Source organism: Streptosporangium sp. NPDC002607 (assembly GCF_053592655.1).
On record NZ_JBSFWD010000006.1, the window covers coordinates 78,795 to 92,730 of the forward strand.

Here is a 13,936-nt window from a genome sequence, read left to right on the forward strand (position 1 = left end):
GGATCTTGACTATTGTGTGGGGCTTGACACGAGTGCTTGTGTCGGCAGTGGGGAGAATCGCTCCAAGACAAGACACCGGATGACTTCAGGATCAAGCGTCAGGACGGCCTCGGAGGGGGACGTCAGAGGGTTCCGGCATTCACGAACTTCACGGCGAGCTTCGGGCGAGACCACGGTCACTCCCGGGCGAGCCGTCAGACAAGAGGGAGAGGCGAGACGAGTGGCGCTGATGACGAGCCGTTTCGCCGATGGCCTCGCGGTGGGGTCCGATCTGGTCGCCGCAGCCGAGACCGCGGTGCGCCAAGCTCTGTCCGGTCTGTCCGGACCCGCTGACCTGCTCTGCTTTTTCATCTGCGGGGACGATCCCGACGACGTCTCCCGCGCCGGACTGCGTGCGATGAGCATGGCACCGGGCGCCGCCGTCCTCGGCTGCAGCGCCACCGGGGTCATCGGTGACGGGCAGGGGGTGGAGGTCACCCCGGCGGTCAGCGCCTGGGCCGCCACCCTCGGCGGGGCCAGGCTGACGACCTTCGCGCTCGACACGCTGCGGACCGACGATCGCTTCGTCGTGGTCGGCCTGCCCGACCGCGGCCCCGACGATCACGCCGCCATCCTGCTCGCCGACCCCTACACCTTCCCCACCGACGGTTTCGTCGAGCGCTCAGAGGAGGTCATGGGAGATCTTCCGCTGATCGGCGGTCTGGCCAACGCGATCCAGGGCCGCGGCGCGGTGCGGCTGTTCGCCGACGGGAGGATCTACACGGAGGGGGCCGTCGGGGTGCTGCTCAGCGGTGACCTCAACGTCAGCACCGTGGTCAGCCAGGGCTGCCGCCCGATCGGCCCGACGATGGCCGTCACCTCCGTCGAGGACAACCTGCTGCTCGAACTCGCGGGGCAGCCCGCCCTGGCGCGGCTGGAGGAGATCGTCAGCGCCCTGGACGAGGACGACCGCGACCTGGTCGCCTCGGGGCTGCAGATCGGCATCGCCATGGACGAGTACGCGGAGCGGCACGAGCGTGGCGACTTCCTGATCAGGGGTGTGCTCGGCATCGACCCCGAACGTGAGGCGGTGGCCATCGGTGACGTCGTCGAGATCGGGCGTACCGTCCGGTTCCAGGTCCGCGACGCCGCCACCGCCGACGAGGACCTGTACGAGCTGCTTGACGCCCACCGAGAGGAGTTCGGCCGGGTGGACGGTGCCCTGCTGTTCTCCTGCAACGGCCGGGGCTCGGCCATGTTCGGCAGCGCCGACCACGACGCCGTCGCCGTCCGCGACACCCTGGGCCCCATCGGGGTGGCCGGGTTCTTCGCCGCGGGAGAGGTGGGCCCGGTGGGCGGCCACAACCACGTCCACGGCTTCACCGCCTCGGTCCTGGTCTTCTCCGCCCGCCCATCCGCCGGCCACCCTTAAGACCAGCAGATCTTGAGCTGCTCGTCGCCGAAGCCGGGTGGGCCGAGAAACGATCGATCCCGCCATTCGGACCGGACGGTCATCGCGAGGCGAGGGCTCTGTTCGTGGTGTGGGCCGCTCGGTGTTCGGCGTCCACGATCTTCTCCAGGATCTCGGGGTCCATGACGATGGCGGACGAGGGGATCTCGGCACGGCTGCGCGGGGAGATCGGCAGGCCGACGGCGGCGAACCGGTCCGCCAGGCGCTCGAACGCCGCACCGTCGACGCCGGAATCGTTGATCAGCGCCTCAAGGAGGGTGCTGCCCCTCGGTGCGAAGAAGGTGCCCTCGCTGTCGATCGCGACGATCGGCGGTCGCTCCGCCCGCTCATCCGGGTGCAGCCAGTATCCGTACACGCCATCGCCGTACGAGGGCGAGTTGAACGTCTCCACGACGGGGAACAGGTGGCTCAGCACCTCCGGCCAGGAGCCGCCGATATCCCGGTTGGCGTCGTCGTCGAACACCGGGTGGGTGCTCCCCGGCCCCAGCACGGTGATCTCCATCTCGCACAGCGGGTCGGCCTCCCGGCCCGCGTCGAGGGGCCGGGCGGCCTGGATGGCGACCATCCGCAGCAGCTCGCCGGGGATCGGGCGGTCGCCGAGCCACCGCCTCGCCCATTCGACGTACTCCTCCTTCGTGAACCGCCCGTCCGTCATCTCAGGACACCCTGCCCCCCCGGTGTGAGCCACCGCGTACATCTTGCGCTCCGTGTTGTCCAGGAACCGATTCCGATCCCATCTCCGTGAGTCTGCCCGCACCGTCTTGTGAAGTTCTTGTAAGCGACTGGGGGCGATCGCAGGTGGTGGCCGGAGTCCCGTCCGGCGCGCGCTCCCGCCCGGTCCGGTGCGAAAGCGCGAGCGCGCGCCGTACGATGGCCCGCATGTCGGAGTCCCGGGTGACCTATGAGGATGTGGTCGCCGCGCGCGAGTCGCTGGCCGACGTCGCCCTGCGCACCCCGCTGCTCCACTCACACGTGCTGTCGGGCATCGTCGGCGGGCCCGTCCACCTCAAGTGCGAGCACCTGCAGCGCTCGGGTTCCTTCAAGATCCGGGGGGCGTACGTCAGGATCGCCGGGCTGACCGGGAGTGAGCGGCGGCGAGGGGTGGTCGCGGCCAGTGCGGGCAACCACGCGCAGGGCGTGGCGCTCGCCTCCGGACTGGTCGGGACCTCCTCGACGGTCTACATGCCGCAGGGAGCGCCACTGCCCAAGGTGGCCGCCACCCGCTCGTACGGCGCCGAGGTGATCTTCGCGGGAGACACCGTGGACGTCGCGCTGGAACGGGCGAGGGAGCATGCCGAGCGGACCGGAGCGGTGTTCATCCATCCCTTCGACCACCCCGCCGTCATCGCCGGGCAGGGCACGATCGGGCTGGAGATCGTGGAGCAGCTCCCCGAGGTCGGCACGATCGTGATGTCGCTGGGCGGCGGCGGGCTGGCCGCCGGGGTCGCGCTGGCGGTCAAGTCGCTGAGGCCGGGCGTGCGGATCGTCGGGGTCCAGGCCGAGCGGGCCGCCGCCTACCCGGCGTCGCTGGCCGCCGGGCATCCGGTCGAGGTCCGGCCCGCCTCGACGATGGCCGACGGCATCGCCGTGGGCCGCCCGGGCGAGCTGCCCTTCGAGCTGATCCACTATCTGGTCGACAACGTCGTCACCGTCACCGAGAGTCAGATCTCCCAGGCGCTGGTGCTCTGTCTCGAACGGGCCAAGCAGGTCGTCGAGCCGGCGGGTGTGGCCGGGGTGGCCGCGATCCTGGCCCACCCGCGGATCTTCGAGCCGCCCGTGGTGGCGGTGCTCTCCGGGGGCAACATCGACCCGCTGCTGCTGGCCAAGGTGCTCCGGCACGGCCTGGCCGCGGCGGGGCGCTATCTCACCGTGCGGGTGCCGCTCTCCGACAGGCCGGGTGCGCTGGCGACGCTGCTGGCCAGGCTGGCGGAACTCGGCGCCAACGTGCTCGACATCGTGCACGAGCGGCTGGGCATGCACCCCGGCGAGGTCGAGGTGCAGCTTCAGCTGGAGACCAGGGGGCCGGTGCACTCCGAGGAGGTGCTGGGCTCCCTGCGGACGGACGGATACAAGATCAGCTTTACCTGAGTCACCAGGACCCGGCCCGCGAGGTTCGCAGCCGGGTCAGGGCGGGCGCGGGGATGTCTCGTCCGGCTTCCCAGGGGAGGCCGACGGCGGGCCGGACCCGACCCGCGAGGTCCGCCGCCGCGTCACCAGGTGGACGGCTTCTCCGCGGTGAACAACCAGGCGTCGAAGAGGGCTTCGAGGTTCTTGCCGGAGATCTTCTCGGCCATCGCGATGAATTCCGGGGTCGTGACGCTCCCGTACTTGTGCGTGGCGACCCACTGCTTCAGGAGCTTGAAGAACGCCGGATCGCCGATCCGCTGCCTGAGCGCGTGCAGCGTCATACCGCCCCGGGTGTAGACGGAGTTGTTGAACAGGTCCTCCGGCCTGGCCCGGCCGGGGGCGTAGCTCCAGATGGGGGCGTCGGCGGCGGCGGCGTAGTTCCTGCGGAAGAGCTGTTCGGTGGTGGACCGGCCCTCGTGCTCCGACCAGAGCCACTCGGCGTAGGTCGCGAAGCCCTCGTTGAGCCACAGGTCCTTCCACCGCTTGATGCTGAGGCTGTCGCCGAACCACTGGTGGGCCAGCTCGTGGGCGATGATGTCGTCGTCGGGGGCGAACCCGCCGTACATGGGCTTGGTCTGGTTCTCCAGCGCGTAGCCCGCGGGGAAGTCGTCGACCACGCCCCCGGTCGAGGAGAAGGGGTAGGGGCCGAAGAGCGTGCTCCAGTAGTCGGTGACCTTGCCCGACACGTCGTACAACCTCCGCAGCGAGCCACGGAAGATCGGGTCGACGGCCGCCAGATTCTTCAGGCCTCCAGGGGTCTTGCCCTGAAGCACCTCGAACCTGCCCAGCGTCATGGTGGCCAGGTAGCTGGCCATCGGGTGGCTTTCCCGCCACCGGAAGGTCGTCCTGCCCCCGACGGTCCTCGGCTCGCCGACGAGCTCGCCGTTGGCCAGCGCCGTCAGCCCCGCGGGCACGGTGAGCTCGAAATCGTAGCGCGCCTTGTCGGCGGGGTGGTCGTTGCTGGGGAACCAGGTCTTGGCCCCGTTGGGCTGACCCGTGACGAACGCGCCGTCCTGGGTCGGAATGAAGCCGTACGTGCCCAGGTTGGAGGAGTTCCGGACAGGTTTGGGCTCTCCGGCGTACGCGACCTCGACGGCGAACGTCGCGTCGTCCGGGATGGACTCGGCGGGGGTGACGGTGAGCTCGCTTCCGGCCCGGTCGAATCTCGCGGGCCTGCCGTCCACGGTGATCCGGCTGACCGTGAAGCCCGAGAGATCGAGGTTGAAGCTCGCCAGGTGCTGGGTGGCCCGGGCCTCGATCCTGGCCGTCCCGGCCAGGTGCTTGGAAGACGGGGTGTAGCCCAGCTTGAGCAGGTAGTGGTCGACGTCGTAGCCGCCGTTGCCGTCGGTGGGGAAGTCGGGGTCGCCGATCCCGGGGGCGCCGGGCCTGGCCTTGTTGTCGGCGGCGGAGCTGGACATGGGGGAGGCGGAGGGGCCAGACACCGTCGAGTTCGCCGTCGAGTTCACCGCGGAGCTTCCCGCAGGGACGCTCTCCCCGCTCGACGCGGCACAGGCGACCGTGCCGATGGTCCCGAGCGTGCTGAGCAGAGCGGCGGTCGCCGTGGTGGCCAGCCGTTTGGACGCCATACCCGTAACACCCCTTCCCCGGCCCGCTGAGCCGAGCTCGTGCATGGCACACTACGCGACTGACCTGCGTCGATCAGGCGTCTATGACAAGCGTTCTGGCTGCGATGTCGTGCACGGCCTGCTTGCGTGACTGAAAAAGGATGAAAGCCAGGTCTATCCACCCCAGGCAGCAGGTGATGTACATCACCCACCGGACCAGCTCGCGAATCGCGGTCTGCCCGACGTCGGTCCTCCGCCCGCCGAGGTCGGTCACGCGCAGGTGGAAGAGGCGCTTGCCGAGCGTCTGCCCGTTCCAGAAGGCGGTCAGCAGCCAGTAGTACAGAAAGCCGATCACCGCCACCAGGAGGGTCTCCGCGCGGGGCGTTATCGTGACGAAGCCCTCGGAGCCCGTGACGGTGCTGACGGTCCGGTAGCTGAACGGCGAGGAGATGAGGCTGATGATGACGAGGTCGAGGATGCCCGCGAACAGGCGGCGCCATCGTCCGCCCAGCCGCATGTCCCCGGCCTGGGGGGACCCGCCGAAGGGCCCCCCGCCGTAACCGGGACCGGGACCGGGACCGTAGCCGGGACCGGGGGTGTAGCCGGGGCCGGGTTCCGGGCCGGGGCCGTGGTGAGGACCGGGGCCGGGGCCTGGGTGGCCCGGCCCCGGCGGAGCGGGATCGGACCATGGGTCCGATCCCTGGTCATCCGGTGGTGGCGGTATTGATCCCATTCATGGGTAATTGCCGGAAGAGCGCCATCACAAAGCCAAAGGCGGTTGTGGGTTACCTCTGAGCCGCGATCACAGGTTTCCCCTGAGGTCCTGCTCACGCTCGATCGCCTCGAAGAGCGCCTTGAAGTTGCCCTTGCCGAAGCCGAGCGAGCCGTGCCGCTCGATCAGCTCGAAGAACACGGTCGGACGGTCCTGCACCGGCTTGGTGAAGATCTGCAGCAGGTAGCCGTCCTCGTCCCGGTCGACCAGGATCCCGCGCTTCTTCAGCTCCTCGATCGGCGCGCGGACCTCGCCGATGCGGGCGCGCAGTTCCGGGTCGTCGTAGTAGGAGGCGGGAGTGTCCAGGAAGCTGACCCCGGCCTCGCGCATGCGGTCGACGGTGCCGAGGATGTCGTTGGTGGCCAGCGCGATGTGCTGCACGCCGGGGCCGCCGTAGAACTCCAGGTACTCGTCGATCTGCGACTTCTTCTTGGAGATCGCCGGCTCGTTGAGCGGGAACTTCACCTTGCGGGTGCCGTCCGCGACCACCTTGGACATCAACGCCGAGTATTCGGTGGCGATGTCGTCGCCGATGAACTCCGCCATGTTGGTGAAGCCCATGACCCGCTTGTAGAACTCCACCCACTCGTCCATCTTGCCGAGTTCCACGTTGCCGACGCAGTGGTCGACGGCCTGGAACAGGCGGCCGTTCTTCACGTCGGGGGCCGCGACCAGGGGTTCCGCCGGGAGGTAGCCGGGCAGGTAGACACCGCTGTAGTTGGACCTGTCGACGAGGGTGTGCCGGGTCTCGCCGTAGGTGGCGATCGCCGCGACCACCACCTTGCCGTGCTCGTCCTCCAGCACCCTCGGCTCCGACAGCCCACGTGCGCCCTGGGCGAGCGCATGGGCGTAGGCCGTGTCCACGTCGGGGACCTCGATGGCGAGGTCGATCACGCCGTCACCGTGCTCGGCCACATGGCGGGCGACCTCGGTGCCGGGGCGCACCGCCCCGCGGAACTCGAATCTGGCGGCGCCCGAGGTGAGGACGTACGCCACCTCGTCGCGGCTGCCGTTCTCCGGGCCCCGATAGGCCACGAGCCGCATGCCGAACGCGCTGGAGTAGTAGTGGGCGGCCTGCTTGGCGTTGCCCACCGCGAAAACCACGGAGTCCATACCGTTCACCGGAAAGATATCGCTCATGCGAGTACTTTCTGATTTGCTGGTCTGTTTGTGCAACACTCACTTGAAATAGTGCACAATATGCACAATCAGTTGCCGATCATCGCGGAGCACCTGTACATCATGACGATCGATCAGCTCGACGCCCGCCTCATCGCCCTGCTCGCGGCGGAGCCCAGACTCGGGGTGCTGGAGTGCTCGCGGCGGCTCGGAGTGGCCAGGGGGACCGTGCAGGCACGCCTCGACCGGCTGGTCGCCCGGGGGGTGGTCACCGGGTTCGGCCCGGACATCGCCCCCGCGGCGCTCGGCTACGACGTGACCGCGTTCGTGACCCTGCAGATCCGCCAGGTCAGCGGGCACGATCCGGTCGCCGTGCAACTCGCGGCCATCCCCGAGGTGCTGGAGGTGCACACGATCACCGGTGGTGACGACATGCACTGCCGCGTGGTGGCGCGCAGCAATGCCGATCTGCAGCGGGTAATTGACCTGATCGTTGACGTCCGGGGCGTGGTCAGGACCTCGTCGGTGATCGCCTTGGACACCCCTGTGCCATACCGTGTTCTGCCTTTGGTGGCCGATGTCCCACGCAAGGGGAGGAGCTAGCCGTACCATGCCAAGCAGGGGCCAGACACCGTTATCCATCGTTTACCCTTAACGGTCCGCGCAACCGTGGGGGTCTGCGACGGATCCGATCGGGGGGTCACGCGTGCTAAAGGGCGGGACGGGCAGTCCCAGGAGGAAGCTCCTGCGGATCACACTCATCGTCTTCGGCGTCGGTGTCATCTCGGTGATCGGACTGCTCGGGGTGGTGTGGGCGATGACCCCCATCCCGGACAGCACGCAGCCCAGAGCCACCGCGCAGGGCTCGGTGATCTTCTACCGCGACGGCAAGACCGTGCTGGCCAAGCAGGGTGTCAACCGCAAGAGCGTGACCCTGGACAAGGTTCCGCAGAGCCTGCGGAACGCGGTCATCGCCGCGGAGAACCGCTCGTTCTACAACGACCAGGGCATCTCCCTCAAGGGCACCTTCCGGGCCATGTGGTCCACGGTCACCGGGCAGCAGCTTCAGGGTGGCTCCACGATCACCCAGCAGATGGTCCGCAACTACTACAGCGGTCTCAGTCAGGAACGTTCCATAATCCGCAAGCTCAAGGAGATCATGATCTCCCTGAAGGTGGACCAGTCGAAGTCGAAGGACTGGGTGCTGGAGCAGTACCTCAACACGATCTACTTCGGCCGGGGCGCCGACGGGGTCCAGGCGGCGGCCGACGCCTACTTCCGCAAGGACGTGGGCAAGCTGACCCTCGCCGAGGGCGCCTACCTCGCCGCGGTGATCCAGCAGCCCTCCAGGTTCGCCGACCCGCAGGGCGCGGACCTCTACGCGGCCAGGGACCGCTGGAGGTCGGTGATCGACGGGATGGTGGCCATCGGGGCCGTCACCTCCACCGAGGCCGCCGAGGTGACCTTCCCCACCCTCAGAAAGCCCAAGGCGATCTTCGCGCCCAAGGGGCAGGAGGGCTACATGCTCGACCAGGTGGCGGCCGAGCTCAAAAGCAGGGGCTACACCGACGAGGTCATCAACCAGGGCGGGCTGAAGATCGTATCGACCTTCGACAAGAACCTGATGGCCGCCGCCGAGCGCGCCGTCACCTCGGTCCTGCCGGAGAACACCCCCAAGAAGGTCCGCACCGGGCTGGCCGCCGTCGATCCCGCGACCGGTGAGGTCCTCGCCTTCTACGGCGGCCGCGACTACGCCGCCAACAAGTTCGACAACTCGTTCTCGGCCAAGGTGCAGGCCGGATCGACCTTCAAGGCGTACACGCTGGCCGCGGCCCTGAACAACGGCTTCGGCCTGGACACCAGGGTCGACGGCAACTCGCCGCTGCGGATCGCCTCCGCCGACATCCCCAACTCGGGCGGCTACTCCTACGGCCAGGTCAACCTCGTCAAGGCGACCCAGAGCTCGGTGAACACCGCCTTCGTCGACCTCGCCCAGAAGGTCGGCCTGAACAAGGTGGTCAAGGTCGCCGAGGCCGCCGGAATCCCCGGCAAACAGCTCGACCCGCATCGGGCCGCGGCCACCCTCCCGCTCGGCGTGGCCTCGGTGAGCGCGGTGCAGAACGCCTCGGGCTTCGCCACCTTCGCCGCGGAGGGCGTCCACCGCGAGGCCCATGTGATCCGCTCGGTCACCGACGCCGACGGAAGGGTGGTGAAGAGCTCCACCAAGGGGAAGCGCGCCTTCAGCGAGCAGGCGGCCATCGACGCCACCTACGCGCTGACCCAGGTCGTCGAGGCGGGCACCGGCTCGGGCGCCCGCCTGTACGACCGCCCCGTGGCGGGCAAGACCGGCACCACGGACGAGTCGGCGGCCGTGTGGTTCGCCGGGTTCACCCCGCAGCTGGCGACGGCGGTCAACATGTTCCGCGACGACAACAAGCCGGTGACCGTGAACGGCAGCGCCCAGTACGGCGGATCCTATCCCGCCCAGATCTGGCGCGCCTTCATGACCGAGGCGATGGACGGCAAGCCGGTCAAGGAGTTCAAGGAGCCGTCCAGCTACGGCTACTCCAACCCGTACGACGACTACGGCTCCGGCGGCCGGTACGACGACCAGGGCGGTGACCAGGGCTTTGCCACCCCCAACCCCGACGAGCCCGGCACTTTCGGCCCCAGCCAGAGCACGAGTCCCGGACCGGAGACCCCCGGCCCCGGCCAGACCTCTGCGCCGGGCGACGAGGGGCAGGGCGGCCCCGGTAACGGCCCGGGGGGCCAGGACGGAGGCGGCGACGGGCTCGGTCTCGACGGCCTGGGCCGCCGTGTCGTCGCCCCCACGGGGGGCGAGTGACCCTACGCCCCGCCCGCCAGCTCGGCTCGCAGGGCCGTGGGGGTGATGACGGGCATCCGGCAGGTGAAGCCACGGCATACGTAGGCCGCGGGCGCGCCTCCCACCAGGCCCCGGCCGGCCAGGAGCGGGATCTCGCCGGAATCGGGCTCCCCGAGCGCCAGGACCAGGCCGGGCAGGGATGACATCAGAGCGGCCCGGTGCAGGGCCGCCGTCGCCGGATCGCCGGCCGGCCCCACGACCGCGACCTCGATCGGGCCGGCCACCGCCGCCTGTGCCACCGCCAGGCCCCACCCGGCGAACCGGGCGTGCCTGTCGGCCAGGACGGTGACCGTGCCCAGGGCCGCCTCGGCCGCCGCCCTGTGCCGGGACGAGCCGGTCAGCGCCGCGTACGACAGCAGCGCCCCCGCGGCGGCGAACTGGCCGGAGGGGGTGGCGTTGTCCGTCGGGTCCTGCGGGCGCTGGAAGAGCCGCTCGGCGTCGTCGGCGGTGTCGTAGAACCCGCCGGAGCCATCGGAGAACCGCTCCAGAACGGTCTCCAGCAGCGACTCGGCCCGCCGGAACCAGCGGACCTCCCCGGTCACCCCGGAAAGGGTCAGCAGGCCCTCAGCGAGGTCGGCGTAGTCTTCCAGGACCCCCGCGTTGGTGCCGGCGCGGCCGTCGCGGGACGTGCGCAGCAGCCGGTCGCCGTCCAGGTGGAGGTCGTCGATCAGGGTGGCCGCCTCGCGTGCCGCCTCGACGAGGTCCGGCCGGTCGAACAGGGCGCCGGTCTCGGCGAGGGCGGCGATGGCCAGGCCGTTCCAGGCGGCCACCACCTTGTCGTCGCGCCCGGGCCGCACCCGGCGGGCCCGCGCGGCCAGCAGCGCGGAGCGCACCCGGGCGAACCGCTCGGGATCGCTGGGGTCGTAGGGGAGCTGGAGCACCGAGGTGCCGTGCTCGAACGTCCCCGTCACCTCGAACAGGTCGATCGCCCAGGCGCCGTCCTCCCCGCCGAGGACCTCGCGGAGCTCCCGGGGGGTCCAGGCGTAGAACTTGCCCTCCACGCCCTCGCTGTCGGCGTCCAGGGCGGAGGCGAAGCCCCCCTCGGGGGTGCGCATCTCGGCCAGCAGCCAGTCGGCGGTCTCCAGCGCCACCCGCCTGCCCAGGGCGGAGCCGCCTGAGCGCCACCAGTGCGTGTAGACCCGCAGGAGCAGGGCGTTGTCGTAGAGCATCTTCTCGAAGTGCGGCACCACCCAGTCCGCGTCCACGCTGTAGCGGGCGAACCCGCCGCCGAGCTGGTCGTAGATGCCACCCCTGGCCATGGCCTCCAGCGTCCGGTCGGCCATGGACGTCGCCGCGTTCGCGGTCGCCCGCGCATCCTCGCCGGTGGGGGTCGCGCCGTAGCGCAGCAGGAACTCCAGGGCCATCGACGGCGGGAACTTGGGCGCTCCGCCGAAGCCGCCACGGGCCGAGTCGAAGGACTCGGCCAGGCTCTGCACGGCCCGGGTGAGCGTGCTCGGCGTGGGCAGCGGCCCCGACGGCATCGCCGACCGCTCGTTCAGCGCCTCCACGATCTTCGAGCTCTGTTCGAGCACCGTCTCCCGGTCGCCGTTCCAGGCGTTCGACACCCCGGCCAGCAGCCGCTGGAACTGCTGCCTGGGAAAGTAGGTGCCGGTGTAGAAGGGGTGGCCCTCCGGGGTGGCGAAGACGGTCATCGGCCACCCGCCCTGGCCTGTCATGGCCTGGGTGGCCGTCATGTAGACCGCGTCGACGTCCGGACGCTCCTCGCGATCGACCTTCACATTGACGAAGTGCTCGTTCATCAGCGCGGCCGTGCCGGGATCCTCGAACGACTCGTGAGCCATCACGTGACACCAGTGACACGCCGAGTAGCCGACGCTGATCAGCAGGGGTACGTTCCGTCGCCGTGCCTCCGCGAAGGCCTCGTCCCCCCAGGCGAACCAGTCGACGGGATTGTCCGCGTGCTGCAGCAGGTAGGGGCTCGTCGCGTCCTTCAAGCGGTTCATGAAGACCCTTCCGGTGTACGCGGTGCGTACTTCTCCTCGCGAGGTGCGCGGATATCGCGCGTCACGGTTCTTCTCACCCTAGACCGAGAGAGGGACACCGACACTTGGCCGGACCCCGGTTGACGGCCACGGGCAGGGCGCCCGTCCCCGGCGCCGGAAGGTTCCGCCATGAGAGCACCGCGAACGCCCTGCCCGCGCGCCGATCGCTCCGGCGGTCCGGCAGGCTTGAGGAGATCCCCCGTCGCACGGTCGTGCGCCAGGGGGTGGCCCGGGTCAGCCCCTTCCGTCGGGGTGTGTGGTCGTCTGCCCGGACGCCTCCCGCGACGGGGCTCGCGAGCCGCAGGCCGGGGGAAGGTGTGTTCATCGCGCTTCGGGCGTAGGCTCACTGGGCGTGGATCTCGACTTCGTCTGTGTGCACGCCGGAAGGGCGGCTTCCGAGCTGACCCGGCGTGATGTTGCCCGCGCGCTGCTCGCCGTGCCGTCCGGAGTGGCGCTGGTGGCGCTGCCCGATCTGAGGCGGGCGCTGCTGGCGGCGGGCAACCCGCTGTCGGTGCCGTTCTGGGACTCCGCGAAGGCGACCCTCAGCGCGATCGAGTCCGGTGGCGCGACCGTGGGGGACGTGCAGCGCTGGATGGAGTCCACGGGCACCGAGCCGCTCCTGCTCACCCGCAGCTTCTTCGTCTGGCCCGAGGAGGACGAGCGGGGACCGGTCGGCGAGGAGATGTTCAACCGGCTGGTCGCCTACCTGGAGGAGCGGGTCGCCGCGGGGGAGATCGACCCGGACGCGCTCGCGCGGGGTGACGAGCAGGCCAGGGAGGTCTACGCGGACTTCCAGGAGCGCTGGCTCACCGGCCCGCTGCCCGACGGGCGAGTCCCGGGAACCGCGGTCTCCGACGAGCAGGACGAGGAGCTGTTCGCCGCCTGGGACGAGGAGGAGGCGTTCGCCCTGGGCGAGCTGCGGCGCATCCTGGCCGAGCTGCCCGAGCCCGAGCGGCCTGTCAGGGAGCTGCGGGCCGCGGCCACCCGGTTGCGCGAGGTGCTGGCCGGCCCCGGCTATCCGGGAAACGTGCTGCGGGCCTGCGCCGGGTACGAGGGGGAGCCGCTGCCGGCCGACGACGAGGAGCTCTGGCTGACCGTCACGGCGGGTATCGCGGGGCCGATCTCCGACCTGCCGGAGGAGGAGGACCGGCTGGAGGTCTTCACCGACCTGGACGGGGAACTCAGCCACGAGGACTCGGTGCTGGCCGCCCTGTGCGCGATCCACCACGCCGACTGGCTGGCCGTGGTCGCGGCCCTGGCCAGGCGCGGTCCCGGGGTGCTGGCCTCGCCCGAGCGGATCGCCCGGCTCATCGCCGAGTCGGAGGACATCGACGTCGACATGGACGAGCCGGAGGACCTGGAAGCGGCCGAGACGCTCTTCAGCTCGGTCACCCCGCTCTGGGCGTGTCTCGGGATCGTCGACAGGACCGAGGTGCTCACCCCGCTGGGCCGCTGGGGCCTGCCCAGGGCGCTGGAGCGAGCCTGGTCCTCGACGGACGCCCTCGGGGACTGAGGGCGAGGGCCGCGGTCCGGTCCTCGACGGACCGACGGCCGGGACGCGCGGAGCGGCCGGGTCCGGAGAACCGGGTGCCTGCCGTACGGCCGCCGAGGTCAGGCGTCCTCGTCCAGGAGGTCGAGGTAGCTCTCCGGCACCAGATCCCGGTATTCGGGGTGGCGCCGGATGTAGCGGGCGATGAACGGGCAGAGCGGCACGACCATCCGGTCGGAGGCGCGGCTCGCGTCGAGAGCCGCGGCGGCCAGCCGCCCGCCCAGGCCCCTGCCCTCGAACTCGGGGAGGATCTCGGTGTGCGTGAAAATGATCTTCCCGGACCGGAGCCGGTACGCGGCGAACCCGGCGACCCCGCCGTCCAGCAGGATCTCGAAGCGGGCGGCCTCGTGATTGTCGGAGACCTTGATGTCGTCGGCCATGCTCGTCCTCGGGGTGTCGGCCCTGCCGGGCGGGTTTTCGCGCGTGTCATGCCGTCACCGGCCGGGGATCGGGCGATGTGGATGATC

Annotated in this window: 10 protein-coding genes and 1 pseudogene; 5 read left to right on the forward strand and 6 right to left on the reverse strand. The window is 70.2% G+C overall.

Translation table 11 applies throughout. The features are described 5' to 3' along the window. Positions 1-229: 229 nt before the first annotated feature. Positions 230-1,411: an FIST signal transduction protein gene (locus ACWD3H_RS09000; RefSeq protein WP_355559956.1), complete on the forward strand. Its 1,182-nt coding sequence runs from the start codon at positions 230-232 to the stop codon at positions 1,409-1,411. A 79-nt stretch (positions 1,412-1,490) separates the two neighbouring features. On the opposite strand, the gene ACWD3H_RS09005 is transcribed toward ACWD3H_RS09000, so the two are convergent. Further along, on the reverse strand, positions 1,491-2,105 hold the full coding sequence (locus ACWD3H_RS09005) for a hypothetical protein (RefSeq protein ID WP_451954571.1): 615 nt from the start codon (positions 2,103-2,105) through the stop codon (positions 1,491-1,493). Between the two features lie 224 nt (positions 2,106-2,329). Between ACWD3H_RS09005 and ilvA the strand changes: the two genes are divergently transcribed. Beyond that, positions 2,330-3,538, forward strand: a complete 1,209-nt coding sequence (ilvA, locus tag ACWD3H_RS09010; protein ID WP_451954572.1) for a threonine ammonia-lyase — start codon at positions 2,330-2,332, stop codon at positions 3,536-3,538. A 122-nt stretch (positions 3,539-3,660) separates the two neighbouring features. On the opposite strand, the gene ACWD3H_RS09015 is transcribed toward ilvA, so the two are convergent. The 3 genes from ACWD3H_RS09015 to hppD all read right to left on the reverse strand — a co-directional run bounded on the left by ACWD3H_RS09015 (position 3,661) and on the right by hppD (position 7,054). After that, on the reverse strand, positions 3,661-5,163 hold the full coding sequence (locus tag ACWD3H_RS09015; protein WP_451954573.1) for a M1 family metallopeptidase: 1,503 nt from the start codon (positions 5,161-5,163) through the stop codon (positions 3,661-3,663). Positions 5,164-5,236: 73 nt separating this feature from the next. Next, positions 5,237-5,659 carry an RDD family protein gene (locus ACWD3H_RS09020; protein WP_350926732.1) on the reverse strand — a complete coding sequence of 141 codons (423 nt, stop codon included), beginning with the start codon at positions 5,657-5,659 and terminating at the stop codon, positions 5,237-5,239. Between the two features lie 285 nt (positions 5,660-5,944). Beyond that, positions 5,945-7,054 (reverse strand): 4-hydroxyphenylpyruvate dioxygenase, encoded by a 1,110-nt coding sequence (gene hppD / locus ACWD3H_RS09025; RefSeq protein WP_355559941.1) that lies wholly within the window; start codon positions 7,052-7,054, stop codon positions 5,945-5,947. A 102-nt stretch (positions 7,055-7,156) separates the two neighbouring features. Here hppD and ACWD3H_RS09030 point away from each other — a divergent pair, with 102 nt between their 5' ends. Continuing rightward, entirely contained in the window at positions 7,157-7,636 is a 480-nt protein-coding gene (locus ACWD3H_RS09030) for an Lrp/AsnC family transcriptional regulator (RefSeq protein WP_030910940.1), read from the forward strand. Positions 7,637-7,739: 103 nt separating this feature from the next. Beyond that, a complete protein-coding gene (locus ACWD3H_RS09035; protein WP_355559938.1) occupies positions 7,740-9,878 on the forward strand; it encodes a transglycosylase domain-containing protein in 2,139 nt (712 codons plus the stop codon). 2 nt (positions 9,879-9,880) lie between these two features. On the opposite strand, the gene ACWD3H_RS09040 is transcribed toward ACWD3H_RS09035, so the two are convergent. After that, entirely contained in the window at positions 9,881-11,881 is a 2,001-nt protein-coding gene (locus ACWD3H_RS09040; RefSeq protein ID WP_451954574.1) for a thioredoxin domain-containing protein, read from the reverse strand. Between the two features lie 391 nt (positions 11,882-12,272). Between ACWD3H_RS09040 and ACWD3H_RS09045 the strand changes: the two genes are divergently transcribed. Continuing rightward, a complete protein-coding gene (locus ACWD3H_RS09045) occupies positions 12,273-13,433 on the forward strand; it encodes a hypothetical protein (RefSeq protein ID WP_350926724.1) in 1,161 nt (386 codons plus the stop codon). 98 nt (positions 13,434-13,531) lie between these two features. Here the strand turns inward: ACWD3H_RS09045 and ACWD3H_RS09050 are convergent. Continuing rightward, a pseudogene (locus ACWD3H_RS09050) lies at positions 13,532-13,855 on the reverse strand (GNAT family N-acetyltransferase); the annotation flags it as partial. Positions 13,856-13,936: the final 81 nt, after the last annotated feature.

Coding starts and splice junctions, on each gene's coding strand:
- ACWD3H_RS09020 (WP_350926732.1), bottom strand. CDS start 5,659: ATGCGGCTGGGCGGACGATGGCGCCGCCTGTTCGCGGGCATCCTCGAC.
- ACWD3H_RS09005 (WP_451954571.1), bottom strand. CDS start 2,105: ATGACGGACGGGCGGTTCACGAAGGAGGAGTACGTCGAATGGGCGAGG.
- ACWD3H_RS09040 (WP_451954574.1), bottom strand. CDS start 11,881: ATGAACCGCTTGAAGGACGCGACGAGCCCCTACCTGCTGCAGCACGCG.
- ACWD3H_RS09000 (WP_355559956.1), top strand. CDS start 230: ATGACGAGCCGTTTCGCCGATGGCCTCGCGGTGGGGTCCGATCTGGTC.
- ACWD3H_RS09015 (WP_451954573.1), bottom strand. CDS start 5,163: ATGGCGTCCAAACGGCTGGCCACCACGGCGACCGCCGCTCTGCTCAGC.
- ACWD3H_RS09030 (WP_030910940.1), top strand. CDS start 7,157: ATGACGATCGATCAGCTCGACGCCCGCCTCATCGCCCTGCTCGCGGCG.
- ilvA (WP_451954572.1), top strand. CDS start 2,330: ATGTCGGAGTCCCGGGTGACCTATGAGGATGTGGTCGCCGCGCGCGAG.
- hppD (WP_355559941.1), bottom strand. CDS start 7,054: ATGAGCGATATCTTTCCGGTGAACGGTATGGACTCCGTGGTTTTCGCG.